Annotated in this window: 20 protein-coding genes; 9 read left to right on the top strand and 11 right to left on the bottom strand. The window is 63.5% G+C overall.

Translation table 11 applies throughout. The features are described 5' to 3' along the window. Positions 1-19: 19 nt before the first annotated feature. Genes BLQ09_RS15855 through BLQ09_RS15845 form a run of 3 tightly spaced genes read right to left on the bottom strand, consistent with a single transcriptional unit; the run spans position 20 to position 3,781 of the window. On the bottom strand, positions 20-1,315 hold the full coding sequence (locus BLQ09_RS15855) for an NAD(P)/FAD-dependent oxidoreductase (RefSeq protein ID WP_027606539.1): 1,296 nt from the start codon (positions 1,313-1,315) through the stop codon (positions 20-22). After that, complete coding sequence (locus tag BLQ09_RS15850) at positions 1,312-2,400, bottom strand: polyamine ABC transporter substrate-binding protein (protein ID WP_027606540.1); 1,089 nt, start codon at positions 2,398-2,400, stop codon at positions 1,312-1,314. Before BLQ09_RS15850 ends, BLQ09_RS15855 begins: the two co-directional genes overlap by 4 nt. 22 nt (positions 2,401-2,422) lie before the next feature. Continuing rightward, positions 2,423-3,781: a glutamine synthetase family protein gene (locus BLQ09_RS15845; RefSeq protein ID WP_027606541.1), complete on the bottom strand. Its 1,359-nt coding sequence runs from the start codon at positions 3,779-3,781 to the stop codon at positions 2,423-2,425. 138 nt (positions 3,782-3,919) lie between these two features. Here BLQ09_RS15845 and BLQ09_RS15840 point away from each other — a divergent pair, with 138 nt between their 5' ends. Then, a complete protein-coding gene (locus BLQ09_RS15840; protein WP_027606542.1) occupies positions 3,920-4,807 on the top strand; it encodes a helix-turn-helix domain-containing protein in 888 nt (295 codons plus the stop codon). Between the two features lie 114 nt (positions 4,808-4,921). Here the strand turns inward: BLQ09_RS15840 and BLQ09_RS15835 are convergent, their stop codons facing one another. From BLQ09_RS15835 to BLQ09_RS15825, 3 genes are read right to left on the bottom strand one after another with little or no spacing between them, the layout of a single operon-like run. Next, positions 4,922-6,025, bottom strand: a complete 1,104-nt coding sequence (locus BLQ09_RS15835; protein ID WP_027606543.1) for an acetoin dehydrogenase dihydrolipoyllysine-residue acetyltransferase subunit — start codon at positions 6,023-6,025, stop codon at positions 4,922-4,924. Next, complete coding sequence (locus tag BLQ09_RS15830; protein WP_027606544.1) at positions 6,022-7,041, bottom strand: alpha-ketoacid dehydrogenase subunit beta; 1,020 nt, start codon at positions 7,039-7,041, stop codon at positions 6,022-6,024. The genes BLQ09_RS15835 and BLQ09_RS15830 overlap by 4 nt, the downstream gene beginning before the upstream one ends. 26 nt (positions 7,042-7,067) lie before the next feature. Then, complete coding sequence (locus tag BLQ09_RS15825) at positions 7,068-8,045, bottom strand: thiamine pyrophosphate-dependent dehydrogenase E1 component subunit alpha (RefSeq protein WP_027606545.1); 978 nt, start codon at positions 8,043-8,045, stop codon at positions 7,068-7,070. A 309-nt stretch (positions 8,046-8,354) separates the two neighbouring features. Between BLQ09_RS15825 and BLQ09_RS15820 the strand changes: the two genes are divergently transcribed. After that, a complete protein-coding gene (locus BLQ09_RS15820; protein ID WP_092357766.1) occupies positions 8,355-10,214 on the top strand; it encodes a sigma-54-dependent Fis family transcriptional regulator in 1,860 nt (619 codons plus the stop codon). A 68-nt stretch (positions 10,215-10,282) separates the two neighbouring features. Here the strand turns inward: BLQ09_RS15820 and BLQ09_RS15815 are convergent, their stop codons facing one another. Beyond that, positions 10,283-11,062, bottom strand: a complete 780-nt coding sequence (locus tag BLQ09_RS15815; RefSeq protein WP_027606547.1) for an acetoin reductase — start codon at positions 11,060-11,062, stop codon at positions 10,283-10,285. A 170-nt stretch (positions 11,063-11,232) separates the two neighbouring features. Here BLQ09_RS15815 and BLQ09_RS15810 point away from each other — a divergent pair, with 170 nt between their 5' ends. Further along, complete coding sequence (locus BLQ09_RS15810; RefSeq protein ID WP_092357764.1) at positions 11,233-13,380, top strand: TonB-dependent siderophore receptor; 2,148 nt, start codon at positions 11,233-11,235, stop codon at positions 13,378-13,380. A gap of 180 nt (positions 13,381-13,560) precedes the next feature. Here BLQ09_RS15810 and BLQ09_RS15805 read toward each other — a convergent pair whose 3' ends face one another. Beyond that, the gene (locus tag BLQ09_RS15805) at positions 13,561-13,998 is read right to left on the bottom strand and encodes a carboxymuconolactone decarboxylase family protein (RefSeq protein ID WP_027606549.1); all 438 of its coding nucleotides are present in this window, start codon (positions 13,996-13,998) and stop codon (positions 13,561-13,563) included. Between the two features lie 100 nt (positions 13,999-14,098). Further along, on the bottom strand, positions 14,099-14,569 hold the full coding sequence (locus BLQ09_RS15800) for an Lrp/AsnC family transcriptional regulator (RefSeq protein WP_027606550.1): 471 nt from the start codon (positions 14,567-14,569) through the stop codon (positions 14,099-14,101). Between the two features lie 123 nt (positions 14,570-14,692). Between BLQ09_RS15800 and BLQ09_RS15795 the strand changes: the two genes are divergently transcribed. Next, positions 14,693-15,976 carry a methionine gamma-lyase gene (locus BLQ09_RS15795; RefSeq protein ID WP_256568831.1) on the top strand — a complete coding sequence of 428 codons (1,284 nt, stop codon included), beginning with the start codon at positions 14,693-14,695 and terminating at the stop codon, positions 15,974-15,976. On the opposite strand, the gene BLQ09_RS15790 is transcribed toward BLQ09_RS15795, so the two are convergent. Next, positions 15,912-17,543, bottom strand: a complete 1,632-nt coding sequence (locus BLQ09_RS15790) for a pyoverdine maturation tyrosinase PvdP (RefSeq protein WP_092357762.1) — start codon at positions 17,541-17,543, stop codon at positions 15,912-15,914. The genes BLQ09_RS15795 and BLQ09_RS15790 overlap by 65 nt on opposite strands. A 142-nt stretch (positions 17,544-17,685) precedes the next feature. On the opposite strand from BLQ09_RS15790, the gene pvdM reads away from it, so the two are divergent. Genes pvdM through BLQ09_RS15775 form a run of 3 tightly spaced genes read left to right on the top strand, consistent with a single transcriptional unit; the run spans position 17,686 to position 21,230 of the window. Then, positions 17,686-19,035, top strand: a complete 1,350-nt coding sequence (pvdM, locus tag BLQ09_RS15785; RefSeq protein ID WP_092357760.1) for a pyoverdine-tailoring dipeptidase-like protein PvdM — start codon at positions 17,686-17,688, stop codon at positions 19,033-19,035. A gap of 18 nt (positions 19,036-19,053) precedes the next feature. Continuing rightward, entirely contained in the window at positions 19,054-20,325 is a 1,272-nt protein-coding gene (locus BLQ09_RS15780) for a pyoverdine-tailoring periplasmic protein PvdN (RefSeq protein ID WP_092357758.1), read from the top strand. Between the two features lie 32 nt (positions 20,326-20,357). Beyond that, on the top strand, positions 20,358-21,230 hold the full coding sequence (locus BLQ09_RS15775; RefSeq protein WP_092357756.1) for a dihydropyoverdine dehydrogenase: 873 nt from the start codon (positions 20,358-20,360) through the stop codon (positions 21,228-21,230). A gap of 122 nt (positions 21,231-21,352) precedes the next feature. Here BLQ09_RS15775 and BLQ09_RS15770 read toward each other — a convergent pair whose 3' ends face one another. Beyond that, positions 21,353-22,183, bottom strand: coding sequence for a formyl transferase (locus tag BLQ09_RS15770; RefSeq protein ID WP_027606555.1), 831 nt, complete (start codon positions 22,181-22,183; stop codon positions 21,353-21,355). 200 nt (positions 22,184-22,383) lie between these two features. Here BLQ09_RS15770 and BLQ09_RS15765 point away from each other — a divergent pair, with 200 nt between their 5' ends. Together BLQ09_RS15765 and BLQ09_RS15760 are read left to right on the top strand one after the other, a co-directional pair. After that, positions 22,384-24,036, top strand: coding sequence for a cyclic peptide export ABC transporter (locus BLQ09_RS15765; protein WP_092357754.1), 1,653 nt, complete (start codon positions 22,384-22,386; stop codon positions 24,034-24,036). 101 nt (positions 24,037-24,137) lie between these two features. After that, positions 24,138-26,579 (top strand): TonB-dependent siderophore receptor, encoded by a 2,442-nt coding sequence (locus BLQ09_RS15760; RefSeq protein ID WP_043293617.1) that lies wholly within the window; start codon positions 24,138-24,140, stop codon positions 26,577-26,579. Positions 26,580-26,635 lie beyond the last annotated feature (56 nt).

Here is a 26,635-nt window from a genome sequence, read left to right as displayed (position 1 = left end):
GCCTGCCACGCCCCGGACTTCAATGCATCAATTCCCGCAAGCGATGCCACGCCATTCCCAACGCCAGCAGCGGCGAGCGCAACGCCTTGCCGCCGGGAAAGGTCATGTGCGGCACCTGGCTGAACACATCCAGGCCCTGGCTGTGGCCCGCGTGTATGCCTTCGGCCAGCAGCCGCGCGCACCAGTGGGTCACGTTGAGCCCATGCCCGGAATAGCCCTGGGCGTAGAACACATTCGGGTATTGCTTGAGCCGCCCGACCTGGGGGAAGCGATTGGCGGTGATGCCGATCCTGCCGCCCCACTGGAACGCGATGGCGGTGTCGGCCAATTGCGGGAACACCTTGAGCATCTTGGGCTGCATATAGGCCGCGATGTCTTTGGGATCGCGCCCCGAGTAATGGCAGGCGCCGCCGAACAACAGGCGACAGTCAGCGGACAACCGGTAGTAATCCAGGCCGACTTTCTGGTCGCACAGCGCCAGGTTCTGCGGGATCAACTGATTGGCCTGTGCAACCGACAGCGGCTCGGTGGCGATGATGTAGCTGCCAGCCGGCAGCACCTTGCCGCTCAGGCGCGGTTCCAGTTCTTCCAGATGGGCATTGCAGGCCAGTACCAGGCTGGCGGCCCGTACCGTGCCGCCAGCGCAACGCACCTGCACCGTGTCGCCGTGGATCAGTTCCAGCACTTCGGTGTGCTCAAAGATCCGCACCCCAAGGGACTCGGCCACCTGCGCCTCGCCGAGCACCAGGTTCAGCGGGTGCAGGTGCCCGGAGCCCATGTCCACCAAGGCGCCGGCATACTGCGTCGAATCCACCACGTCGCGGATGTCCTGCGGGCCCACCAGGCGGGTTTCATGCACATAACCCAGGCGCGCCAGGCTGTCCTGCTCGCCCTTGAACGCAGCGAACTGTGCAGGGGTGTTGGCCAGCTCGGCAAACCCCCAGCGCAAGTCGCAGTCGATCCCGTGCTCGCGAATGCGCTCGCCCACCAGGGCCACCGACTCGATCCCGGCCCGTTCCAGGTAACGCACGCCCTCCTCGCCCACGTACTTGGCGAACCCCGACACATCGTGGCCGATCCCGCGAATCAACTGCCCGCCGTTGCGCCCGCTGGCGCCCCAGCCGATACGCCGGGCCTCCAGCAGGATCACCGAGAGCCCGCGTTGGGCCAGTTCGATAGCGGTGTTGACCCCGGTAAAACCAGCGCCGATCACACACACATCGGCGCTCAGGTCGGCGCCCAGTGCCGGGCGCTCCGGCATGGCATTCGCCGAGGCAAGGTAGTAGGAACGGGCGTGGTCGCTGGATGGGGTCATTTGTTGGTCTTCACTTTGCTCCAGGCGCGCGTCATCAGGCGCATGGTCGCCGGGGTCGGCGTGGTGGAAATATAGAGTTTGTCGAGCACGGCCTGGGACGGGTACACCTCGGGGTTGTTCACCAGTTCAGGGGCCATGAACGCCTTCGCCGCCGGGTTGGCATTGGCGTAGCCGACCGAGGCGCTGACCTTGGCGATCACTTCAGGGTCGAGCAGGTAGTTAATGAAGGCATGGGCCTCTTTCGGGTGACTCGCATCGGCCGGGATCGCCAGCAGGTCGAACCACAGGTTGGAGCCTTCCTTGGGAATCGAGTAGGCGATATTCACGCCGTTCCTGGCTTCCTTGGCGCGGTTGGCCGCCTGGAATACATCGCCGGAATAGCCGAACGCCACGCAGATATCGCCGTTGGCCAGGTCCGAAATGTACTTGGAGGAATGGAAGTAGGTGATGTACGGCCGCAGCGTCAACAGCTTGGCCTCGGCCTGCTGGTAGTCCTCGGGGTTCTCGCTGCGCGGGTCCTTGCCCATGTAGTTGAGGATCGCCGGGAACAGCTCATCCGCCGAGTCGAGGAAGGCCACGCCGCACTGGTTGAGCTTCTTGAGATTTTCCGGCTCGAACAGCACCGCCCATGAATCGATATGGTCGATGCCCAACACCTGCTTGACCTTGTCGACGTTGTAGCCGATGCCGTTGGTACCCCACAGGTACGGCACCGAGTGCGCATTGCCCGGGTCGTTTTTCTCCAGCAGCTTGAGCAGCTTGGGGTCGAGGTTCTTGAAGTTGGGTAACTGCGAACGGTCGAGCTTGAGGAACGCGCCGGCCTTTACCTGGCGCGCCAGGAAGTGGTTGGACGGCACCACCACGTCATAGCCGGTGCGACCGGCGAGCAACTTGCCCTCCAGGGTTTCGTTGGAATCGAACACGTCGTAGATCACCTTGATGCCGGTTTTGGCCTGGAAATCCGCCAGGGTGGTCTCGCCGATGTAGTCGGTCCAGTTGTAGACGCTCACCGTCGGCGCGGCTTGGCCGGCACCGCTGAACGCGGCCACCAGGGCCAGCGGAAGAAGCTTGTTCACAAGACGCATATCGACACCCCTTTTGTGTTTTTTAGACGCTCAACAGCAGGAACTCGCGCTCCCAGGAACTGATCACCCGCTTGAAATTCTCGTGCTCGGCGCGCTTGACCGCGACGTAGCCGCGCACGAACTTGTCGCCCAGGTACTGCTTGACCGTGTCGCAGTCCTCCATCCGCGCCAGGGCGTCTTCGAGGGTGAACGGCAGGCGCAGGTTGCGGCGCTCATAGGCGCGGCCTTCTACCGGGGCGCTGGGTTCGATCTGTTCGATCATCCCCAGGTAGCCACACAGCAGGCTGGCGGCAATGGCCAGGTAGGGATTGGCATCGGCGCCCGGCAGGCGGTTTTCCACGCGCGTCGCATCCGGGCTCGAGGTGGGCACGCGCAGGCCGACGGTACGGTTTTCTTCGCCCCACTCCACATTGACCGGCGCCGAGGTATCCGGCAGGAAGCGGCGGAACGAATTCACGTTGGGCGCGAACATCGGCAACAGCTTGGGGATGTACTTCTGCAGGCCGCCGATATGGTGCAGGAACAGCGGGCTCATGTTGCCGTCGGCGTCGACGAACACCGGCTTGCCTGTGGCGATATCCACCACGCTCTGGTGCAGGTGCATGGCGCTGCCCGGCTCGTCGGCCACCGGCTTGGCCATGAAGGTGGCGGCCACATTGTGCTTGAGCGCGGCTTCGCGCAGGGTGCGCTTGAACACGGTGATCTGGTCGGCCAGGTCGAGGGCATCGCCGTGGCGGAAGTTGATTTCCATCTGCGCCGGGCCGTCTTCATGGATCAGCGTATCGAGGTCCAGGCCCTGGGCTTCGCACCAGTCGTAGACGTCTTCGAACAGCGGGTCGAACTCGTTGGCCGCATCGATGGAGAACGACTGGCGCCCGGTTTCCGCACGGCCGGAGCGGCCAATCGGGGTTTTCAGCGGCAGGTCCGGGTCTTCGCAGCGCTGGGTCAGGTAGAACTCCATTTCCGGCGCGACAATCGGCTGCCAGCCCCGGTCGGTGTAGAGCTGCAGGACTTTCTTCAGCACGTTGCGCGGCGACAGTTCGATGGGGTTGCCATGCTTGTCGAAGGTGTCGTGGATCACAATCGCGGTAGGCTCGATGGCCCACGGCACCACGTAGGTCGCGTTGGCCACCGGGCGGCAGACCATATCGATATCGGCCGGGTCCAGCAGGTCGTAGTAGATCTCGTCGTCGACAAAGTCCCCGGTTACCGTTTGCAGCAATACACTTTCCGGCAGGCGCATGCCTCGCTCATGCAGGAACTTGTTGGTGGGCGCAATCTTGCCGCGTGCGATGCCAGTCAAATCACTGATCACGCATTCGACTTCGGTAATCTTGTGTTCTTTCAGCCAGGTGTACAGCTGATCGAAGGGGGCGTTCATAAGGACCTCGTCATGGGGTGGGTGCTGCGCCGCCTTGTACTCGCGGCGCATTGAGGTCTATCTTGGGCCAGCCTTCACAGGCCATCTATCCACTTTGCACGCCCCACAGCGCACCAATAGAGTGCGCACGGATCCCCCATGACCCAGGCAACCGCTTTGCGCGTACAGGCCTTCACCACCGCTGATGTGGCCACCCAATGCCGTGCGACACCCGGCTGGGTGCAGCAATACCAGCAGATGTCCCCGGGGCATTTCGCCGGGCGCGTCCGCTACCTCGACCTGCACGGTGTGCAGGTGTACGAAGAGAGCATGAACACCCGTGTGGAGCAGCACTTCAACGCACCGCCGGGCGCGCTGGCGTTCTGTTTCGATGGCAGCGACAACGCGCTGTATCTGCTCAATGGCGAAAGCCGCAACACCTGGATCACCCCGGAAAACTACCGCGAAGTGGCGGTGGTGTTCGGCCCGCAGTTCGTGCAGCACCATGGCCTTGACGTGGCCACACTGGAAGGCCTGTTCATGGCGCCGCTGGCCTGCCAGCAGAACGCGCTGTTCAGCCGTTGGCTCAGTGGCACCCTGACGCGCTTGTCCACGGACATCGACCCGGTGTCCCTCACCCGGCAGTTGCTCGACGACTGCCTGTTCATCCTCGACAACGCCTGCGTGTGCCTGGACCGAAGCTCATTGCAAAAGCGCAGTGAAGAACGCCGCTTGATGGCGCGCATAGGCGAGTGGGCGGCGGATGCGCCGGACGAAACCGTCAACCTGTTGGAACTGGCGCGGATTGCCGGCGTACCGCTGCGCCAGTTGCAGCAAGGGTTCAAGACCTACACCGGGATGAGCCCGGCGCAGTGGTTGCGCCTGCGCCGGTTGAACGGGGCAAGGCGGGAATTGTTGAGCGGTGCCGGAACGACCGTGGCCGAGGTGGCCATGAACTGGTCGTTCTGGCATTTGGGGCGGTTCTCCAACAGCTATCGAGCGTTGTTCAAGGAACTGCCCAGCGAAACCCTGAAGCGCTCAATCTGAAATGCATCTGAAAATGTGGGAGGGGCTTGCCCCCGATGGCGATGGCTCAGTCAACATCTCTGTATCTGAACTACCGCAATCGGGGGCAAGCCCCCTCCCACATGGAATTGCATTTCAAGACTGGGATTTCAGGAAGGTTGAGATTAGTTGGTTAACCCGTTCCGCCGCCTCCAACTGCACCATATGCCCCTGCCCCGGCAGAATCTCCACCTGGGCCTCCAACCCCTGGGCATGGTCGGCCGGGATGATTGCATCGTCACTGCCCCAGATCACCAGGCTCGGTTGCTCCCCCACTACGTTGCGCAAATCCAGGCGCTGGCGCCCACCCTCGAACAACTGGGCATTGAGCTGACGAAGCGCCTGGTCCACCCCTTCCAACCGCTTGAACTTGAGCATGTCCTCCAGCATCTGCCGCGTCACCAGCGCCGGGTCGCTGAACAGTTGCACCAGTTGCGGCTTGAGCGCGTTGCGGTTGTTGGCTTCGGTGAAACCTTGCAGATAATCGCCGTTGATATCCGCCCCCAGCCCGGCGCTGGCGATCAGGGTCAGCGAGGCAACGCGCGCCGGAGCCTGACGGGCGACCGTCAGGCTGACCAAGCCGCCCATGGAGTGCCCGGCCAGGTGCACGCGGTCGAGCTTGAGGTGATCGAGCAAGGCCAGCACGGCCTGGCTCAGCTCTTCGGCGTCACCGGTTTGCAGATGCTTGCCCGACTCGCCATGCCCCGGCAGGTCCAGGGCGATCACCCGGCGCTCGGCGGCCAGGGCCGGTTGGTTGAACAGCCAGTTGTTCAAGTCGCCGCCAAAGCCATGCACCAGCATCAGCGGCGTGCCGCCCTCGCCCAGGTCGAGATAGCGCAGCAAACGCCCGCCCACCTCGACCTTCTGCGCACTCGGCCCGGTGGCTTCGGCTTCGGCGCTGCTTGAGACGAACCCGGCGTTGAAGCTTTCGATCACCGCATCGATCTCCGCCTCGCTGGCCTCGCCTTCCACCACGACCCCCAGCAGCGCGCCCACCGGCAAGGTCTCGTCGCTCAGCGCCAGCACGCGGCGCAACACACCGCTGAACGGCGCCTCGACGCTGCTGGAGATCTTGTCGGTCTCGACGTCCAGCACTTCCTCGCCCTTCTCCACCCGGTCGCCGGGCTGCTTGAGCCAGACGTCGATGCGGCCTTCGGTCATCGACAGCCCCCACTTGGGCATGGTCAAGGTATGGATCATGCGGCGTTCCTCTTGTCGGCGATCTTCAGCACGGCGGCCTCGATCTTCGCGGCGTTGGGGATGTACAGGTCTTCCAGCGCATCGGAAAACGGCACCGGCGTGTGCGGCGCGGTGACCATCTCGATCGGCGCACGCAGGAACGAGAAGCCCTGCTGGGCTACCAACGCACTGATGTCGGTGGCGATGGAACAGCGCGGGTTGGACTCATCGATCACCACCAGGCGCCCGGTTTTCTCCACGCTCTCGAGGATGCTGTCTTCGTCCAGCGGGCTGGTGGTGCGCAGGTCCAGCACTTCGCAGTCGATGCCCTGGCGTGCCAGGTTGGCCGCGGCTTCCAGGGCGATATGCACCATGCGGCCGTAGGTCACCAGGGTCACGTCGCGGCCTTCGCGCACAAAGTTGGCTTCGCCGAAGGGCACGGTGTACAGCTCTTCCGGCACCTCACCTTGGAGGCTGTAGAGCATCTTGTGTTCGAGGAAGATCACCGGGTCGTTGTCGCGGATCGCCTGGATCAGCATGCCCTTGGCGTCATAGGGCGTGGCCGGGCACACCACCTTGAGCCCGGGAATGTGCGTCCACATCGAGGTGAGCATCTGCGAATGCTGGGCGGCGGCGCGCAGGCCGGCACCGTACATGGCGCGCACCACCAGCGGCGTGGTGGTCTTGCCGCCGAACATGTAGCGAAACTTGGCGGCCTGGTTGAGCAACTGGTCGAGGCAGCAGCCGATAAAGTCGACGAACATCAATTCGCACACCGGGCGCATGCCACGGGTGGCGGCGCCGACGGCCATGCCGACGTAGCCGACTTCGGACAACGGCGCATCGAGTACCCGGTCCGGAAACTCCGGGTACAGGCCCTTGGTCACCCCCAGCACACCGCCCCAGGCGTCCTGCTCGCCGGGGGAACCGGTGCCGCCGGAGACATCCTGGCCGATAATGAACACGCTCTGGTCCCGGCGCATTTCCTGGGCCAGGGCTTCGTTGATTGCCTGCTGATAGCTGATTTTGCGAGCCATGAAATTCTCTCCGAGTCTTGTAGTTATTAGCGGTAGGCGACGTAGACATCACTGAGCAGGTCGGCGGCCTGGGGCTTGGGATCGGACTTGGCCAGGCGCACGGCGTCGTCGATCAACTGCGCGACCTCACCGTCGATACGTTCGAACTGCGCGGCATCGAGCCAGCCTTCGGCATTGCAGCGCTGGCGGAACAGTGCGAGGCAGTCGTGGGATTCGCGCAGGTTCTTCACCTCGTCCGGGCCACGATAGGTTTGTGCATCGCCTTCGAAGTGGCCGTAGAAGCGGCTCAGCTTGACTTCCACCAAGGTCGGCCCGTCGCCCTGGCGCGCACGCTCCACCGCCACGCCCAACGCCGCGTGTACGGCAAAGAAGTCATTGCCATCGACAATCACCCCCGGCATGCCGAAGCCCACCGCCCGCTCGGCAATGTCCTTGCACGCCACCGACCAGCCGGAACCGGTGGCCTCGGCATAGCCGTTGTTCTCGGCGACGAACAGGCACGGCAGTTTCATGATCGACGCCAGGTTCATCGCCTCGAACACCGCGCCCTCGTTGGAGCCGCCGTCGCCGAAAAATGCGACCGCCACGCCCTGGCTGCCCTTGAGCTTGGAGGCCAGCGCGGCGCCCGCCGCCAACGGCGCACCGGCCCCGACAATGCCGTTGGCACCGAGCATGCCCTTCTCCTGGTCGGCGATGTGCATGGAGCCGCCCTTGCCGCCGCACACCCCGGTTTTCTTGCCGTAGATCTCGGCCATCATGCCGAACACATCCACGCCCTTGGCGATGCAATGGCCATGGCCACGGTGGTTGGAGGCGATGCAATCTTCATCGTTGAGGTGGGCCATGACCCCGGCTGCGCTGGCTTCCTGGCCGGCATACAGGTGCACGAAACCGGGGATCTCGCCGGTGGCGAATTCCACATGCAGGCGTTCTTCGAAATCACGGATGGTGCGCATCACGGTGTAGGCATGCAGCAATTGATCGGTGGACAGGTGGGTGGACATCTTATTGTTCTCCAGGTTGTCTCGACACACAAAAGGCTGGCTGCGGCCAGTTGCAAGTGGTTCAGCACAGCCTGTGCCAAGGTGCGATGAAACCTGGCAAAGCCTTGATCCAGAGCAGTGCCGTGCGGTTGTGCCGGGACGGTATGCCTGTGCAGAATGAGACGGTGCATTGCACTGTGCAGGCGGCGTCTCGGCCGGAATGAGACGCCGCGTCTCACGCGGGGCTGTTGGTCAGGTCGCCCTTGTCCCCTCGCGCCCACGGGCGCTTAATGGCGGGCATAACAACAAAGATCGAGAACCGGAGGCCTTATGCTCGCCGCGAACTCCAGGGAACACGTCGACTGCGTCAGTCGCGTGGTCCGCAATGCCGATCGCCTGCCCCAGGCGCCGGTGCCGTCGCTGATTTTCGATTCCTGGCGGCGCTCCATGGAACAACACCACCTCGACCCCGGCTCGCTGCAGGGGCCCCGTATCCTTACCGAACCCTTGCTCAAGGAATGCCGCGAACGCGCCGAGCTGTTCATGCGCATCGCCGGCGAAGAAGTCGGGCAACTGCACCACCGGGTGCGCCACGCCGACTACTGCGTGATGCTCACCGACGCCCAGGGCCAGACCATCGACCACCGCGTCGACAGCACCATTCGCAGCGACTGCCGCAAAGCCGGCCTGTACCTCGGCACCTGCTGGTCGGAAGCCGAGGAAGGCACCTGCGGCGTGGCCACGGTGCTGACCAGCAAAGCCGCAGTGACCGTGCACAAGCGCGACCACTTCCGCGCCGCCTTCATCAGTTTGACCTGCTCCGCCGCACCGATCTTCGACCCCCAGGGCAACCTGCTGGGGGTGATGGATGCCTCGGCGCTCAAATCCCCGGATGACCGGCGCAGCCAGCACCTGGTGCGGCAGATGGTGGCCCAGAGTGCCCAGGCCATCGAAAACGCCTTCTTCATGCACAGCGCCCGCGAGCATTGGGTACTCCAGGCCCACAGCACACCGGGCTATGTGGACAGCCAGCCCGACCTGCTGCTGGCCTGGGACCAGGATGGGCGCCTGCACGCGCTGAACAGCAAGGCGCGCCAGGCACTGCGCCGGCGTTTCGGCCAGGTGCCGGCGCATATCGGCGAGGTGTTCGACCTGGATGCATTGCGCGCGGCCACCGATCAATCGACCCAACATCTGCAATGGCTGGGCGAGCCTGGCGTGCTGCACGTGCGGGTCAACGCCCCGCGCCGCAAACCGGCACGGCCCGTTGCGCACACCCAGGTCGACCCACGGGTGGAAGAACACCTGCGCCTGGCCGTGCGTGTCAAGGACCGCAACCTGCCGGTGCTGGTGCAGGGTGAAACCGGCGCCGGCAAGGAAGTTTTCGCCCGCCAACTGCACGAACGCAGCGCCCGGCGAACAGGCCCCTTTGTCGCGGTGAACTGCGCGGCGATCCCCGAAAACCTGATTGAAAGCGAGCTGTTCGGCTACGTGGCCGGAGCCTTTACCGGTGCCTCCAGCAAAGGCATGCCGGGGCTGTTGGTGCAGGCCGATGGCGGCACCCTGTTCCTCGATGAAATCGGCGATATGCCGCTGGCGTTGCAGACGCGCCTGCTGCGGGTGATGGCCGAGGGTGAAGTCGCGCCCCTGGGCGGGGCCAAGACCCGCACGGTGGACATTCAGGTGATCTGCGCCAGCCACCGCGACCTGGCCGTGCTGGTCAGCGACGGGCGCTTTCGCGAAGACCTGTACTTCCGCCTCGGCTGTGCACGCTTCTGCCTGCCGCCGCTGCGCGAGCGCAGTGACAAACTGGCATTGATCAACCGGCTGGTGGAGCAGCAAGCGCGCGGCAGCGGCATCTCGGTAGGCATCGGCCAGGCCGCGCTGGAACGCCTGCTGGGCTATGCCTGGCCGGGCAATGTGCGCCAGCTGCACCATGTGCTGGCGTATGCCTGTGCAGTGTGTGAAGGCGGCACGATTCAGCTGGCGGACTTGCCGGTGGAAGTGCGTGGGGAGCAGGTCGAGACGCTGGCCGAACACAGCGTCAGCCCGGAACGCCAAGTGGTACTGGATGCCTTGATCCGGCATCGCTGGAAGCCGTTGCCGACGGCGCAGGCGCTGGGGATTTCCCGGGCCACCCTGTACCGCCGAGTCAACCGGTTGGGCATCGACATGCCCGGCAAGCACTGACACAACAGGGTCACCCATGTGGGAGGGGCTTGCCCCCTCCCACATTTAACACCGTCGGCCTTGGGAGATCAGCGATAAACCAGCCCACCGTCGATCAAGGGCGCCTGTCCGGTCATGTAATCCGCATCCGGCCCGGCCAGGTAGGCCACCAACCCCGCCACATCCTCCGGCGTTTCCGCACGGCCCAGGGCAATCCCATCCACATACTGCTTGTAGGTCGCACCCACTTCGGCGCCGGTAATCTCGGCCATGCGCTTGTCGATCTCCACCCACATGTCGGTGCCCACTACGCCCGGGCAATAAGCGTTGACCGTGATCCCGGCGCTCGCCAGTTCCTTGGCCGCCGCCTGGGTCAAGGCGCGCACGGCGAACTTGGTGGCCGAGTACACGCCCAGCAGCGCGAAGCCTTCGTGGCCGGCGATGGAACAGGCATTGATGATCTTGCCCTTCTGCTTGAGCGCCTTGAATTTCCTGCCTGCAGCCTGGATACCCCACAACACGCCCTGCACGTTGATGCCCAGGGTGCGCTCGACCTGTTCCGGGCTGACGTCCAGCAGCGCGTCGATCTGCGCGACCCCGGCGTTGTTGACGATAATGTCGAAGCCGCCGAGGGCCTGGTGTGCGTGTTCGACCGCCGCCACTACCTGGTCGCGCTTGGACACGTCGGCGATAAACACCGAGGCCTTGCGCCCCAGGGCCACGACTTCGGCGGCCACGGCTTCGAGCTTGGCGCCATTGATGTCGACCAGGGCGATGTCGGCACCGTCCTGTGCCAGGCGCAGGGCGATGGCCCGACCAATGCCCTGCCCGGCGCCGGTCACCAGTGCAACTTTTCCAGCGATACCCATGATGATCTCCTGCAAGGGTTAGAGAAGTCCTGTCTATCGCAGGTGGGCACGCAGGCTGTCGAGAGGCACGTCATTCAGTGGGCGGGCTGAGACGGGACGTCTCACTTGTAAAACCGGGCGGTTATGCCTAGCTTATGCGCCCCCCGCCCTGCGCTTTAAGGCCCTCCCCCATGGTTTTGCGTTTTCGTCCTGTCGTCAGTACACGTTTCGCCCTCGGCCTGCTGCTCAGCGGCGGGATCGGCAACAGTTGGGCGGCACAACTCGAGCTGCCGGCGTTGCAAGTCCAGGGCGAGGACACGTCAGGCTATCGCGCAGACACCGCCTCGGTCGGCGGCTTCAACGAGGCGCCGCTGCTGGACACTCCTGCCTCGATCACGGTGATCAATGCGGCGCTGATCAAGGACCAGCAAGCGCGCCTGCTCAGTGAAGTGCTGCGCAACGACGCTTCGGTGGGCGATAGCTACGCCCCCATCGGCTACTACGAAAATTTCGTGGTGCGCGGTTTCTCGCTGAATGCGGCGAGCAGCTACAAGATCAACGGGCGCACCATCACCGGCGAGCAGAACGTCGCCCTGGAAAACAAGCAGCAGGTGGAAGTGCTCAAGGGCCTGGCCGGTTTGCAGAGCGGGATTTCCGAGCCCAGCGGCGTGATCAACTACGTGACCAAGCGTCCGGAAGACGTGCGCCAGGTGACGGTGTCCACCGATGACCGCGGCAGTGGCTATATCGCCACCGATGTGGGTGGCTGGTTTGGCAGCGAGCAGCAATTCGGCCTGCGGGCCAACGTCGCCCATGAAGACCTCAATGCCTATGTGGAGCACGCCAACGGCCAGCGCGACTTTGTGTCCCTGGCCTTCGACTGGAACATCAGCCCCGACGCGGTGCTGCAACTGGACGCGGAATACCAGAACAAGCAACAGCGCTCGGTACCGGGCTACCAGTTGCTGGGCGGCACCGAGGTGCCCCACGACGCCTCGCCGAAAAAACTGCTGGGCCACCAGAGCGGTTCCAGGCAGGTCGGCATCGATTCGCTGAACCTCAACGGCAGGTTCGAGTACCGCTTCAGCGACCAGTGGAAAGGCAGCGTCAGCGCCGCGCGCAGCAAGGTGGTGATCGATGACTACAGTTCGTTTGCCTGGGGCGGCGACACCAACGGTGTCGGCAACCACTTCACGCCCGAAGGCAACTACGACGTCTACGACTACCGCAGCCCCGACGACACCCGCCGTGACGATGAAGTCCAGGCGGCGATGACCGGCCTGTTCGACACCGCAGGCATCGGCCATGAACTGACCTTCGGCACCAGCGCGTTTCGCCGGGTGATCGACAAGCGCAAGTCCGTCAACGAGTACATCGGCACGGCCAATATCGACGCTGACGCGCCGACGTTCACGCCCACCGACAAGCCGTTGAACGACAGCCATCGCACCCTCGACAGCCGCCAGTATGGCCTGTTCATCACCGACCGCATCCGCCTCAACGAGCACTGGCAAACCCTCCTCGGTGGCCGCGAAGTGCGCCTGGATGAAAAAGCTTTCGACGGCGTCACTGGCAACCAGGCCCGCCACACCCAGCAATACGTGTTCCTGCCCCAGGCATCGTTGATCTACAAACCGGTGGAAAACATCTCGCTGTACACCAGCTACAGCAAAGGCCTGTCCCTGGGCGGCACCGCCCCCTGGTTTGCCAGCAACGCCGATGAAACCCTGGCCCCGACCACCTCGCGGCAAATCGAGGCCGGGGTGAAATACGACTGGCGTCGCATCAGCTTCGCCGCCGCTGTGTTCCAGACGCGCCAGGCCTACCAGTACGCCAAGCCGGATGGCGCCGGCCAGTTCACCTACGTGCAGCAGGGCGAACAGAAAAACACCGGCGTGGAACTGTCGGCCAACGGCTGGGCCACCGAGCGCCTGCAGATTTCCACCAGCGTGGCGGCGATTCGTGCACGGGTCAGCGGCAGCGGCACACCGGCATACGAAGACCACCAGGCGATCAACGTGCCCAAGCTGCGCGCCAGTGTGTACGCCGATTATGCGTTGCCGTGGGTCAATGGCCTGGCGGTGCTCGGCGGCGTGCAATACAGCGCCAAGAAGTACGCCAATCGTAGCGGCAATGTGGAGGTGGGGGATTACGCGGTGGTCAACGTCGGCAGCCGCTACACCACCCGGGTCGACGGCTACGAGACGGTGTTGCGCCTGAGCGTCGACAACCTGTTCGACAAGCGCTACTGGCGCGACGCGGGCGAGTACATGGGCGATGACTATCTGTTCCAGGGCGCGCCGCTGACGGCGCGCCTGAGTGCTTCGGTGAACTTCTGACACTTACTGCTGTGGCGAGCGGGCTTGCGAATCGTCGCACCGCCCGCGTTGGGGTGCGAAGCGCCCCTGATGAAGACGAATGGGGTATATCAGGCACTCCTCTGCGCCTGGTTTTGGGGCTGCTGCGCAGCCCAGCGCGGGACAAGCCCGCTCACCACAAAAGAGCCGTCTTCAACCGCCTTATTCAGGCATCTTGCGGAAACCTACCGCGAGGCGGTTCCAGCTGTTGATGGTGGCGATGGCCACGCTCAGGTCGACTTGCTCCCGGGGGCTGAACTCGGCGGCGAGCGCGGTGAAGTCTGAGTCCGGGGCGTGGGTCTGGCTCAGCAGCGTCAGGCTCTCGGCCCAGGCCAATGCCGCGCGTTCACGCGGGGTGAAGAATGGCGTTTCGCGCCAGGCCGACAAGGTGTACAGGCGACGCTCGGTCTCGCCACCCTTGCGGGCATCGGCGGTGTGCATGTCCAGGCAAAAGGCACAGCCGTTGATCTGTGAGACCCGCAGGCGGATCAGCTCCAGCAATGGCAGTTCGATGGAGAGTTTGCCGACGGCGGCTTCCAGGGCGAGCATGGCTTTCATGGCGTCTGGGGAAGCGGTGTAGAAATCGGTACGGGCTTGCATGGGGAACTCCGGAACGGTGGGAAGTGGTGGCTAGGTTAGCCACCGGGCCGTAGGGGAGAAATAGCCAATTACGGGGAAGAACAGGTGACCAATGGCGCGATCAACCTGGTAATGGAATTACCCGCAACGGTCGCACCGACTTATAGGAAAAACTCGAATAGATCTCCTTGACGCACGGCAGCGTCTGCAACACCTCCCGCGCAAACTCGCCGAACGACTCCAGGTCCCTGGCCACCACCTCGAGCAAAAAGTCATAGCGTCCCGACACGTTATGACAGGCCACGATTTCCGGAATATCCAACAGGCGTTGCTCGAACGCCCGGGCGATTTCCTGGGTGTGGCTCTCCATCATGATGCTGACAAACGCCGTCACCCCATACCCCAGCGCCTTGGGCGAGAGGATCGCCTGGTAGCCGCTGATCACCCCGCTTTCCTCCAGGTTCCTGACCCGTCGCCAGCACGGTGAAGTGGTCAGGGACACGCGGTCGGCCAGCTCGGCCACGGTTAAACGGGCATTACCCTGCAGGGCGTTTAATAGCGCTTTGTCGGTGCGATCCAGCGTGATGGGCATGACGTGCCTCTGTTTATTGTTTTTAGCGAGTTTTCATCCCAGGACAAGGGATTTGTCGGCAAAGTTTGGAAAATACGGCCGTGGTTATAAGCATAGCATTGTAGGAAATAAGGAGCGCCCGACATGAACACTAAACACTATGCATTCGGCTTTTCCACCCGTGCCATCCACCACGGCTACGACCCCAAGGACCACCACGGCGCACTCGTGCCGCCGATCTACCTGTCGGCCACGTTTGCCTTTCCCACCGCCGAATACGGCGCCGCCTGTTTCGCCGGCGAGGCCGGCGGCCATTTCTATACGCGCATTTCCAACCCGACCCTGGCGCTGCTGGAGTCCCGCATGGCCAGCCTGGAAAACGGCGAGGCGGCGGTGGCGTTCAGTTCGGGCATGGGCGCGATTGCCGCGACGTTCTGGACCCTGCTGCGCCCAGGCGATGAGGTGATCGTCAGCCAGACGCTCTACGGCTGCACCTTCGCCCTGCTGCATCACGGTATCGGCGAATTCGGCATCAAGGTGCGCCACGTGGACCTCACCGACCTGGCGGCCCTGCAAGCGGCACTCAGCCCCGCCACCCGCATGATCTACTGCGAAACCCCGGCCAACCCCACCCTGCAACTGGTGGACATCGCCGCCGTGGCCGCCCTCGCCCATCAACAGCCGAACGTGACCGTGGTGGTGGATAACACCTACTGCACGCCGTACCTGCAACGCCCCCTGGAACTGGGCGCCGATGTGGTGGTGCACTCGGCCACCAAGTACCTCAGCGGCCATGGCGACATCACCGCCGGCATCGCCGTGAGCAACCAGGCCCTGGCCCAGCGCATTCGCCTGCAAGGCCTCAAGGACTTGACCGGCGCGGTGATGTCGCCCCAGGACGCTTCGCTGTTAATGCGCGGCCTCAAGACGTTGGCCCTGCGCATGGACCGCCATTGCAGCAGCGCCCAGGCCGTGGCCGAAGCCTTGCAGGCGCATCCCGCCGTGGAGTGGGTGACGTATCCGGGGCTGCGCGGCTTCGCGCAACACGCATTGGCGGCGCGGCAGATGAGCCAGGCCGGCGGCATGATCGCCTTCGAACTCAAGGGCGGGATCGACAGCGGACGACGCTTCATGAATGCCCTCAAGCTGTTCACCCGCGCGGTCAGCCTGGGCGACGCCGAGTCACTGGCCCAGCACCCGGCGAGCATGACCCATAGCACCTACACCCCTGAAGAACGCGCGCACCACGGCATCAGCGAAGGCCTGGTGCGTTTATCGGTGGGGCTTGAGGACGTCGCCGACCTGTTGGCGGACGTGCAGCAGGCGCTGGCCAAGTGCACCCGCGCCTTGCCACGCCAAGCGCTCAAGCCTCTCGCACCCTCACCTTCAAATGCCGCGCATACCAAGGCCGCTTCGGCACGCGCTTGAACAGGCCCTGCAACAGGTGCTCGTCCTCGCCAAAGGTAATGCGCAAGGCGAGCTTCATGGTCTCCGGGTCCATCTCCATCGACTTGCCCATCTGCAACCCCGGGGTGGTGCTGCAGCCATGGGTGTCCGGGCCCAGCCACGGGTCGTCGACTTCGACCCAACGCCCCGGGGCGAACCAGGCCACGCCGTTGACGTCCAGGCGCCTGACTTCGCCGGGGTTGAAGCGTTCGTGGGCGCGATACCAGTCTTCGATACGGTCGTCGATCCAGCCGTGGAAGTGCCAGAACACCGGGTTTACATGGGATGAAAACGGGTCGCCGAGGAAGTCGTTTTCCGCCGCGTACCAGCGCGGGGCAAAGTCTGCCGGGTCGCGGGCCAGGGGGACCGGCGCGCCGTTGGACGGGTCGCGGGGCACCGAGGCCCAGCGCATGTGCAGCCAGTCGTGCAGGCCCAGTTCCATTTCGGAGCCGAGTTGGCCCAAGGTCAGTCTGGCCAGGTAGCGCGGGTCGCGGTACTGCGATTCCCAGACCTGGAAGTTGCTGTGGTAGGTCTCGGCGGCCTTGATGTCGCTGACCCACTGGGTGTATTCGCTGTCGTCCGGGGCTGACCAGGTGGGCGGCAGCGCGAAGCCGTCGTGGTTGTCGAAGTAACGCAGGAAACCCAAGCGGTCGCGCTCCAGCGCCGGTTGCGGTTCGGGGAATACGGGCCACGAGGGCAGATCCTGCATGGAACGCGCGGTGCCGAGCATATGCCGGTGCATGAAGAAGAAATCGATGCCCGAGCCGTTGCGGTCTTTGTGTTTGCCACGGGCGTCACGCTCCTTGCCGCGCGGGCCGGGTTGCCAGCCGATGCCGCGCAGGGCGTCGCGTTTTTCTTCGGAGAGTTTGTGCCACTGGTCACGGGTGGCGTGCCACAGCTGGTGAAACAGGCGGTGCTCCGGGGCAATCAGCCAGGCCAGCAGGGTCGGGTTGAGGCCGATGCGTTGGCGGGCTTCGGGAAACAGCTGTTTGTGGGCGATAAAGCGGTTGTCACGTTCGGTCAAGGCCAGGGGCCGATCAAGGTCGAGGATGTGCCCGCTGAGGGTGCCGCTGCCGGCGTTGGCAAAGTCGGCCCAGACTTCATCGAGGGTCATCTTGAACTCATAGGCGGGCCGGCCGTCGAGGGCATCGCGGTCGATCAGGCGCCAGTAGAGCAAGGCGCCCTCGCCCGTCAGCAGGTCACCCAGCACGCGGTAGCGCGGTTCGCCTTCGCTGCGCAGGTTGGCGGCGGTGTCCAGGTAGCCGCGCAGGCCACGGCCACGGGGGGCGATGTCGAGCAACAGTTCCAGGCCTTGCAGCGGCAGGCCCTTGAGGCCGGCATCGCGGCCTTCCAGGCGCAGGCGCCACACCCCGCGCAAGGTGTTGGCCAGATGCTGCCCGGCGGTGTCGGCCAGGTCCACGGTGGCTTCGCCGGGGGTGATGGGGAATTCTTCTTCGCGCGTCAACTCGCGATGGGCATAGAAAGCGGCCGGCACAGCCGCGCCGGTCAGCGCCAAGCCTGCGATGAACCCACGTCGAGAGATGGTCATTGTCTACCTTAGGAAACGGCTTTATCAGAGCTAGAACGTTTGCAGGCCGGGGAAATTTACCGCCCTGCCCGCGCCGCCTAAATTTCCCCGCGCACCACTCGTTCTTCCCTGATAGCGAAGGCCTCAACTGACTGAGATGGCAATGACAAAACCACGTTCGAAAAAGGCGCTGTACATCGGCGTGCCGCTGGCACTGGCCATCGGTGCCGGCGCAGGCTTCCTGGCCTGGGATCACTGGTTCAAGGGCAATGCCGGCTACCCGCTCGCCGTGATCAAGCAGGCCAATGAACTGCAGGACCGCCTGCTGTCGTTCGACAGCCACATCACCGTGCCCATGGACTTCGGCACCGCCGGCAACGAGGCGGACAAGGACGGCAGCGGCCAGTTCGACCTGGCCAAGGCGGCACGCGGTCGCTTGTCCGGCGCAGCCCTGACGATCTTCGGCTGGCCGGAAATCTGGAATGGCCCCAATGCCCCGCACAGGCCTACTGACGGCTTTGTCGAGGAAGCCCGCCACGAGCAGGAGGTGCGCTACAAGATCATCTCCGGCATGGTGCGTGACTTCCCCAATCAGGTCGGCATCGCCTATACCCCGGATGACTTTCGACGCCTGCATGGCGAAGGCAAGTTCGCGATTTTTATCAGCATGCTCAACGCCTACCCCCTGGGCAATGACCTGAACCAGCTGGACCTGTGGGCCGCCCGTGGCATGCGCATGTTCGGCTTCAGTTATATCGGCAATAACGCCTGGTCCGACTCATCGCGCCCACTGCCGTTTTTCAATGATTCCGTCGATGCCCTCGAAGGCCTGTCGGACATCGGCAAGCAAGCAGTGCAGCGCCTCAATGACCTGGGGGTGATCATTGACGTGTCGCAGATGTCGACCAAGGCCCTGGAGCAAGTCGCGCACCTGAGTCGCACGCCGATGGTGGCGTCCCACTCGGCACCGCGCGCGTCGGTGGACATCCCGCGCAACCTCAGCGACAAGGAACTGCAACTGATCAAGAACAGTGGCGGCGTGGTGCAGGTGGTGGGCTTCCCGGCCTACATACGCCCCCTGAGCCAGCCGACCCAGGACAAACTCAACACCCTGCGCGCGCGTTTCGACCTGCCGCCGCTGCCCAACCTGGCCATGGCCCTGATGCCGGGGGACGCGATCATCGCGGCATGGCCGGAGCAGAAGTTCGGCCAGTACGCCCAAGGGCTGTACGGGATTCTTGAGGAAGAACCCAAGGCCACGCTCAAGGACTGGGGCGACGCCGTCGACTACACCGTGCGCAAGATCGGGATCGATCACGTCGGCATCGCTTCGGACTTCAACGACGGCGGAGGTATCGACGGCTGGAACAACGTCGGCGAAATCCGCAACGTCACCGCCGAACTGATCCAGCGCGGCTACTCCGAAGCCGACATCGCCAAGCTGTGGGGAGGCAACTTCCTGCGGGTCTGGGACCAGGTACAAAAAGCCGCCAGACCCTTGGCCAACCGCTAATCACCTAGAAGCAAGTCCATGACTGACCGCCGTACGTTTCTCAAGCAGGCCGGGGTATTCGCCGCCAGCCTGCCATTGGGCGCTGCACTCATCCCGCAGGCACTGGCTGCCACCACCACGGATGACCCATGGACGGGGTTCAAGCAGCTGTTCAACCAGGACCCGGATTACCTGCACTTCTCCAACTTCCTGGTGGCCTCGCACCCCAGGCCGGTACGCGAGGCCATCGAGCGTTACCGCGCCCAGATCGACCGCAACCCAGGGCTCGCCATGGACTGGGACCTGGAGGAAACCTGGAAGCGCGAAGGCCAGGTACGCGAATGGGCCGGCCGCTACCTCAAGGCCACCCCGGCGCAGATCGCCCTGACCGGCAGCACCTCCGAAGGCCTGGCGATGATCTATGGCGGCATCAAGGTGCGCCCGGACCAGGAAATCCTCACCACCGTGCATGAGCATTACGCGACCCAGAACGTGCTGGATTTTCGCGTACTCAAGGAAGGCACCCAGGTGCGCCGGATCAAGCTGTTCGAGCGGGCCAGCCAGGTCTCTGCCGATGAAGTGCTGGGGAATATCCAGCGCAATATCCGACCCAACACCCGCGTGCTGGGCATGACCTGGGTACAGTCCGGCAGCGGCGTGAAACTGCCCATCGGCGAGATCGGCAAGCTGGTGGCGGCGCACAACCGCAACCGCGACGACAAGGACCGCCTCCTCTATGTGGTGGATGGCGTGCATGGTTTCGGCGTGGAAAACCTCGATTTCCCCGACATGCATTGCGACTTCTTTATCGCCGGTACCCATAAATGGATGTTCGGTCCGCGGGGTACCGGGCTGGTGTGCGCGCGCAACCCTGAAAACACCTACGTCACGCCCATGGTGCCGACCTTCTCCGAAGACAAGGACTTCGCCACCATCATGACCCCCGGCGGCTATCACGCCTTCGAGCATCGCTGGGCGGCGGATGAGGCCTTCAAGCTGCACCTGCAACTGGGCAAGGCGCCGGTCCAGGCGCGCATCCATGGGCTGAACGCCGAACTCAAGGCGCAATTGCTGGCGCACCCGCAGATCGAACTGGTCACGCCGCGCAGCCCCGAACTGTCTGCCGGCTTTACCTTCTTCCGGGTCAAGGGCCAGGACAGTGATCGGGTGGCGGCCTACATGCAGAAGAACCGCGTGGTGATCGACGCGGTGGACCGCGACGTCGGCCCGGTGATCCGCACGGCGCCAGGCCTGCTCAACAACTCCGACGAAATCCAGCGCTTCATGACCCTGCTCAGCCAGCGGTTGTGACGCGCCTTTTTCCCTTTGCACGAGAGGCCCCTATGACGCCACTGCGACTCAACCCCCTGACGACCCTGGCACTGACCGCCCTGTGCGGCGCGCTGCTGCCGGGCCTGGCCCAGGCTGCCACGCCGCAACCGGGCAAAGTGTTCAAGGACTGCAAGGACTGCCCGGAAATGGTGGTACTGCCCGCCGGCACCTTCACCATGGGGACGCCGGAAGACGAAGTCGGCCGCGAGCCGGACGAAGGCCCGATGCATGAAGTGACCTTCGCCAAGCCGTTCGCCATGAGCCGCTTCCACATCACCGCCGGCGAATGGGACAGCTATATCCGCCAGACCGGGGTGAAGATCGCAGACGGCGACACCCGCCCCGGCCGCGAATGCATCGCCAGCAAGCCACGCTACCCCCAGGGCCCGCGCCAGCCGGCGGTGTGCATGGACATGGACGACATCAAGCACTATGTGGCCTGGCTGTCGAAAAAGACCGGCCAGCAGTACCACATGGTCAGCGAAGCCCAGCGCGAATACGCCGCACGCGCCGGCTCCACCGGGCCATTCCCGTTCCCGTTCGACGAGGGCAAGGGCTACAGCATCGCCAAGCATGCCAACACCTACGGCCCGGCGGACGGCTACAGCTATTCCTCGCCCGTGGGCAGCTACCCGCCGAATGCGTTTGGCATGTACGACATGCATGGCAATGTCTATGAGCGGGTGGCCGACTGCGAGCACTCCAGCTACATCGGCGCGCCCACCGACGGCAGCGCATGGATGGAGCCAAACTGCGAGGGCTACATGATTCGCGGCAATGACTGGGGCGAGGCGCCGGTGTTTTCGCGCTCGGGCAACCGCAACAACATCTATCCGCAGACACGGGGGGATTGGATTGGCTTCAGGGTCGTGCGCGATCTCTGAAGCTGACGGGATTTAATCTGGGAGGGGGCTTGCTCCCGATGGGGTGCGGCAGTCGACATCGCCATTGACTGATACTCCGCCATCGGGAGCAAGCTCCCTCCCACAGTCAAATCGTGCGCGGCTTAGACCCCCTTCTGCGCCAGCAACTCCAGGCCTTCATGCAACGCCGGGAACAGGCTGTTATTGAAGTTGTTCCAGCGCAGTTCGAGGATGGTGTCGTCCGGCGAGATTTCGGTCTTGAGCACGTCGTGGAACACTTCGCCGGAGTCGATGCCGTTGTCCACGTAGTGGAACGAGGCGCCAGTCAGGTACAGCGGTTCACACGGCTGCGTCTGCTTGGTCGCCCAATCCACCACGGCTTGTCCGCGGGCACCGTACAAGGCATTCCAGGTGGCGTAGGCACCCCGGCGTTCATAGGGCGATTCGATACGGGTAATACCGGGGTGAATGTTCATGATCCGACGGGCAAACGGCGCGCCCGGACGCACCAGTTCATCGAGGATCACCAGCAGGCCGTCCAGCACCACGATATCGGCCTTCAACTCCACCAGGGTGTCATGCAGGCGGCGTTCGAAATCCTGCTTGCCGGCAACGTGTTCCGCGCTGCCCCGAGGCAGGCGCCGATAGGTGGACGGCACGCTCAGCAGCAGATCGTTGACCAGGCGCCCCTGCACCCGCAGGTCGGCCGGGTACAGCCACTGGCGGCCGGGCTTATAGGCAAAGCCGTAGTCGGCCACCAACTGCTGGTCCCGCGGGTTCTGCTCATCGTCGTCATATATCACGCCCACCAGGTTGTAGGCCTCGCCCAGTGACGTGTCGTTGAGCGACCCCACCAGAAACTCCAGCACCGACTTCATGTAGCGCTCGTGGTCCTTGTAGGCCACCGGCTGGCCGGCCTTGTCGGCAGCGGCATTGCGCAGGGACCACACGTACACCAGGTTCTTTTTCGTCATTGTTTCGCTCTCGCTGGAAAGATCAGGCACGCGCCGATACGCGTGCGCCTACACCACAAGAACGAACCAGCCCACGCGCAATTTATCCGCCACCACCACCGCCGGGCACGCCGAGCTAAATAGTCGCGCCAATCCTTCGTTTGTCATGGGTAAGGGTCTGTGTGCCCAGCCCCCTCTTTTTCACTTTCCGGGAAGTACTTATGACCGATCCCAAGCGCGGCGCCTTCACAGGTTTGCTTGCATTGCTCAGGCCGTTTCGCACCATCGTGACGGTCTCCATCGCCCTGGGCATGGCCGGCGGCCTGGCCATCACGCTGTTGCTGGCGACCATCAATAACGCGCTGCACTCTTCCACGGGTATGACCCAGGGCGTGATCCTGAGCTTTGCGGCGCTGTGTGTGCTGGCGCTGACCAGTTCGATCGTCTCCGATATCGGCACCAACTACGTGGGCCAGCGGATCATTGCCGCCCTGCGCAAGGATCTCGGCGAAAAGGTGCTGTCGGCGCCCATCGAACAGATCGAACAGTATCGCTCCCACCGCCTGATCCCGGTGCTGACCCATGACGTCGACACCATCAGCGACTTCTCCTTTGCCTTCACCCCGCTGGCCATCGCCACCACCGTGACCCTGGGCTGCCTGGGGTACCTGGCGTACCTGTCGGTGCCGATGTTCCTGATGATGGTGGTGGCGATCGTCATCGGCAGCAGCGTGCAGTTCATCGCCGGCGCCAAGGGCATTCGTGGCTTCGACGAAGCCCGCGACCAGGAAGACGAGTTGCAACGCTACTACTCGGCAATCGCTTCCGGCGCCAAGGAGTTGCGCATCCACCGACCCCGCCGCTACCGCATGAACACCCACCGCATCCAGGAAACCGCCGACCGTATCAGCGATATCCAGGTGCGTTCGGTGAACATCTATATCGTCGCCAAGACCTTCGGCTCGATGCTGTTCTTTGTGGTCATCGGCCTGGCGCTGGCGATGCAGGCCTACAACCCGAACCCGGACCCGGCGGTGATCACCGGTTTTGTGCTGGTGCTGCTGTACATGAAGGGCCCGCTGGAACACGTGGTGGGTTACCTGCCGATCATCGGCAAGGCGCGCATTGCGTTTGCGCGCATCACCGAACTGTCCGAACGCTTCTCTTCCCCCGAACCGCACCTGCTGATGGACGGCAGCGAAGCGCCGACACCGGTGGTGCACAGCCTGGAGCTGCGCGGCGTGAGCTACAGCCCGCCGCCGGTGGAAGGCAGCCAGCCGTTCCACCTGGGGCCGATCAACCTGAGCATCAAGCAGGGTGATATCGTGTTTATCGTCGGCGAGAACGGCTGCGGCAAGACCACCCTGATCAAGCTGCTGCTGGGCCTGTATCAACCCGAGGCCGGGGAAATCCGCCTCAATGGCGAAACGGTGACCGACCCGGCGCGCGATGACTATCGCCAGCTGTTCACCACAGTGTTCGCCGACTACTACCTGTTCGACGACCTGGTCCAGGGCAGCGCCACCCAATCGCTGGACAGCGCCGCCAAGTACCTGGAGCGCCTGGAAATCGCGCACAAGGTCAGCGTCAAGGACGGCGTATTCAGCACCACCGACCTGTCCACCGGCCAGCGCAAGCGCCTGGCACTGGTCAACGCCTGGCTGGAAGAGCGCCCGGTGCTGGTGTTCGACGAATGGGCCGCCGACCAGGACCCGGCCTTCCGCCGCGTGTTCTATACCGAACTGCTGCCGGACCTCAAGCGCCTGGGCAAGACCATCATTGTGATCAGCCATGACGACCGCTATTTCGATATTGCCGACCAGTTGGTGCGCTTGAGTGCAGGGAAAGTCGTTGCGGAGTTGGAGCCCGCATAATTTTTTCCGGTTTATGCGAGTGCGAACGTCTCATATGCAGCAATGAGAATTAACCGCATTAAGTACCCATCTGCCAACACTTAAAAAAGAGAAACAACACCATGCCAGTACGGCTTGCCCTCAGCCCATTGAGCACCGCACTTTCCATGCGGCGGGCCCTGAAATTCAACGCTCTGCCCAATAGCCTGGCCCTGGCGGCCAGCCTGTCGATGGCGGGTTATGTGCAGGCGCAAGAGTTCGAATTGAACATCCCCGCGCAGCCGTTGAGTACTGCGCTGCAGGTATTTGGCCAACAGACCGACCTGCAAATCCTGTACAGCCCGGAAACCGTGCAAAACAAGCACAGCGTGGCGGTCAGCGGCAAGATGGACCCGGTACGGGCGATCGAGCAAATGCTGGGAGGGACCGGCGTCAGCTACAGCCTGCAAGGCAGCTCGATGATCATCAACGCGCCCGGCTCCGGTAGCGGCGCCCTCGAGCTTGGCGCCACCCAGATCAACGCCAACCAACTGGGTACCATAACCGAAGGTTCCGGTTCCTACACGCCAGGCACCATCGCCACCGCCACCAAGATGGTGCTGACACCGCGCGAGACGCCCCAGTCGATTTCCGTGGTCACCCGCCAGACCATGGACGACTTCGGCCTGAACGGCATCGACGACGTGATGCGCCACACACCGGGCATCACCGTCTCGACCTTCGACAGCGAGCGCACCAACTATTATTCCCGGGGCTTCCCGATCCAGAATTTCCAGTACGACGGCGTGCCGACCACCCGCAACGAAGGTTACTCGGCCGGCCAGACCCTGAGCGACATGGCGATCTACGACCGCGTCGAAATCCTCAAGGGCACCACCGGCCTGATGACCGGCGCCGGCGGCCCGGGCGGCACCATCAACCTGGTGCGCAAGAAGCCGACCGCCGAGTTCCAGGGGCATGTGGGCCTGGGCGCCGGCTCGTGGGACAACTACCGCTCGGAGCTGGACGTGAGCGGCCCGCTGACCGAAAGCGGCAACGTGCGCGGGCGTGCCGTGGCGGTGTACCAGGACAAGCATTCGTTCATCGACCACTATGAACGCAAGACCAATGTCTACTACGGCATTCTCGAATTCGACCTGTCACCGGACACCCTGCTGACCGTCGGTGCCGACTATCAGGACACCGATCCCAAGGGGTCGAGCTGGTCCGGCAGCCGCTCGTTGTTCGATGGTGCAGGTAACGAGATCAGCTTTGACCGTGGCTACAACAATGGCCCGAAGTGGAGCAGCTGGGGGCAATACAGCCGCAGCGTTTTCGCTACCCTGGAACACGCGCTGGATAACGGCTGGATCGCCAAGGCCAACTACAGCAACCAGCTCAATGGCTACAACGCGCCACTGGGTTACGCTTCTCCAATAGATAAATCCACCGACAGAGCCTCGGTCTATGGCTCCAAGTTCACCGGCAAGACCATCAGCAACAACGGTGACTTCTACCTCTCCGGGCCATTCAGCCTGGGCGGTCGCGAGCATCAACTGGTCGTCGGTTCTTCGGTTTCGCGCTCGCACTGGGAAGGCAACGACTATTACGGTTACGAAGCGACCTACAGGGACAGCAATAACTTCCCGCTCTATGAGTGGAACGGCGACAGCCTCGAACCGCAATGGGGCCCGGCCCACGAGAAAGACGACATCACCCGCCAGGCAGCGGTCTACTTCTCGACACGCCTGAGCCTCACTGACGACCTGTCCCTGTTGCTTGGTTCGCGCCTGACCGACTACCGGCTGACCGGCACCAACGACTCGCGCGAGACCGGCAAACTCATCCCGTATGCGGGCGTGGTGTACGACCTTAATAAAAACTTCTCGGTGTACGGCAGCTATACCTCGATCTTCATGCCGCAGCAGCTGCGGCCCGACCGCAACAACAAGATGGTCGAGCCTGACGAAGGCGAAAACTATGAACTGGGTGTGAAGGGTGAGTTCTATGACGGCCGCCTGAATGCCAGCCTTGCCTACTTCGAGATTCATGAGTCCAATCGCGCCGAGGAAGACACCGAGTACAACAACAATATGCCGGCCAACTCGCCTGTCGAGTGGGCCTACATGGGCGTCCAGGCCAAGACCAAGGGCTATGAAGCCGAGATTTCCGGTGAGCTGCTGCCAGGCTGGCAGGTGCAGGCGGGCTACACCCACAAGGTGATCCGCGATGACGATGGCAAGAAGTTCTCCACCTGGGAACCTCAGGACCAGCTCAATTTCTACACCAGCTACAAGCTGACCGGCGCCCTCGACAAGCTCACCCTCGGCGGCGGTGCGCGCTGGCAAGGTGAGGCGTGGCAGGATGTCTACAATCGCGGCAAGAGTGTCACCCAGCGGTTCTCCCAAGACCCGTACTGGCTGGTCGACGCCATGGCGCGCTACCAGATCAGCAAGAACCTCTCCGCCTCGATCAACGTCAACAACGTGTTCGACAAGCGCTACTACACCAACATCGGCTTCTACACGTCGTCCTACTCGGGCGACCCGCGCAACGTGATGCTGTCGACCCGCTGGGACTTCTGATCTAACCCCGGCAACCTCCAGACACCCTGCGCAGCCCGCCTGCCCGGGGTGTTTTT

Origin of the sequence: Pseudomonas sp. NFACC25, from assembly GCF_900100935.1 — a bacterium.
In the GTDB taxonomy this organism is placed as follows: Bacteria; Pseudomonadota; Gammaproteobacteria; order Pseudomonadales; family Pseudomonadaceae; genus Aquipseudomonas; species Aquipseudomonas marginalis.
This window is presented reverse-complemented; position numbering and strand designations above follow the sequence as displayed.

Coding starts and splice junctions, on each gene's coding strand:
- BLQ09_RS15855 (WP_027606539.1), bottom strand. CDS start 1,315: ATGACCCCATCCAGCGACCACGCCCGTTCCTACTACCTTGCCTCGGCG.
- BLQ09_RS15850 (WP_027606540.1), bottom strand. CDS start 2,400: ATGCGTCTTGTGAACAAGCTTCTTCCGCTGGCCCTGGTGGCCGCGTTC.
- BLQ09_RS15845 (WP_027606541.1), bottom strand. CDS start 3,781: ATGAACGCCCCCTTCGATCAGCTGTACACCTGGCTGAAAGAACACAAG.
- BLQ09_RS15840 (WP_027606542.1), top strand. CDS start 3,920: ATGACCCAGGCAACCGCTTTGCGCGTACAGGCCTTCACCACCGCTGAT.
- BLQ09_RS15835 (WP_027606543.1), bottom strand. CDS start 6,025: ATGATCCATACCTTGACCATGCCCAAGTGGGGGCTGTCGATGACCGAA.
- BLQ09_RS15830 (WP_027606544.1), bottom strand. CDS start 7,041: ATGGCTCGCAAAATCAGCTATCAGCAGGCAATCAACGAAGCCCTGGCC.
- BLQ09_RS15825 (WP_027606545.1), bottom strand. CDS start 8,045: ATGTCCACCCACCTGTCCACCGATCAATTGCTGCATGCCTACACCGTG.
- BLQ09_RS15820 (WP_092357766.1), top strand. CDS start 8,355: ATGCTCGCCGCGAACTCCAGGGAACACGTCGACTGCGTCAGTCGCGTG.
- BLQ09_RS15815 (WP_027606547.1), bottom strand. CDS start 11,062: ATGGGTATCGCTGGAAAAGTTGCACTGGTGACCGGCGCCGGGCAGGGC.
- BLQ09_RS15810 (WP_092357764.1), top strand. CDS start 11,233: ATGGTTTTGCGTTTTCGTCCTGTCGTCAGTACACGTTTCGCCCTCGGC.
- BLQ09_RS15805 (WP_027606549.1), bottom strand. CDS start 13,998: ATGCAAGCCCGTACCGATTTCTACACCGCTTCCCCAGACGCCATGAAA.
- BLQ09_RS15800 (WP_027606550.1), bottom strand. CDS start 14,569: ATGCCCATCACGCTGGATCGCACCGACAAAGCGCTATTAAACGCCCTG.
- BLQ09_RS15795 (WP_256568831.1), top strand. CDS start 14,693: ATGAACACTAAACACTATGCATTCGGCTTTTCCACCCGTGCCATCCAC.
- BLQ09_RS15790 (WP_092357762.1), bottom strand. CDS start 17,543: ATGACCATCTCTCGACGTGGGTTCATCGCAGGCTTGGCGCTGACCGGC.
- pvdM (WP_092357760.1), top strand. CDS start 17,686: ATGACAAAACCACGTTCGAAAAAGGCGCTGTACATCGGCGTGCCGCTG.
- BLQ09_RS15780 (WP_092357758.1), top strand. CDS start 19,054: ATGACTGACCGCCGTACGTTTCTCAAGCAGGCCGGGGTATTCGCCGCC.
- BLQ09_RS15775 (WP_092357756.1), top strand. CDS start 20,358: ATGACGCCACTGCGACTCAACCCCCTGACGACCCTGGCACTGACCGCC.
- BLQ09_RS15770 (WP_027606555.1), bottom strand. CDS start 22,183: ATGACGAAAAAGAACCTGGTGTACGTGTGGTCCCTGCGCAATGCCGCT.
- BLQ09_RS15765 (WP_092357754.1), top strand. CDS start 22,384: ATGACCGATCCCAAGCGCGGCGCCTTCACAGGTTTGCTTGCATTGCTC.
- BLQ09_RS15760 (WP_043293617.1), top strand. CDS start 24,138: ATGCCAGTACGGCTTGCCCTCAGCCCATTGAGCACCGCACTTTCCATG.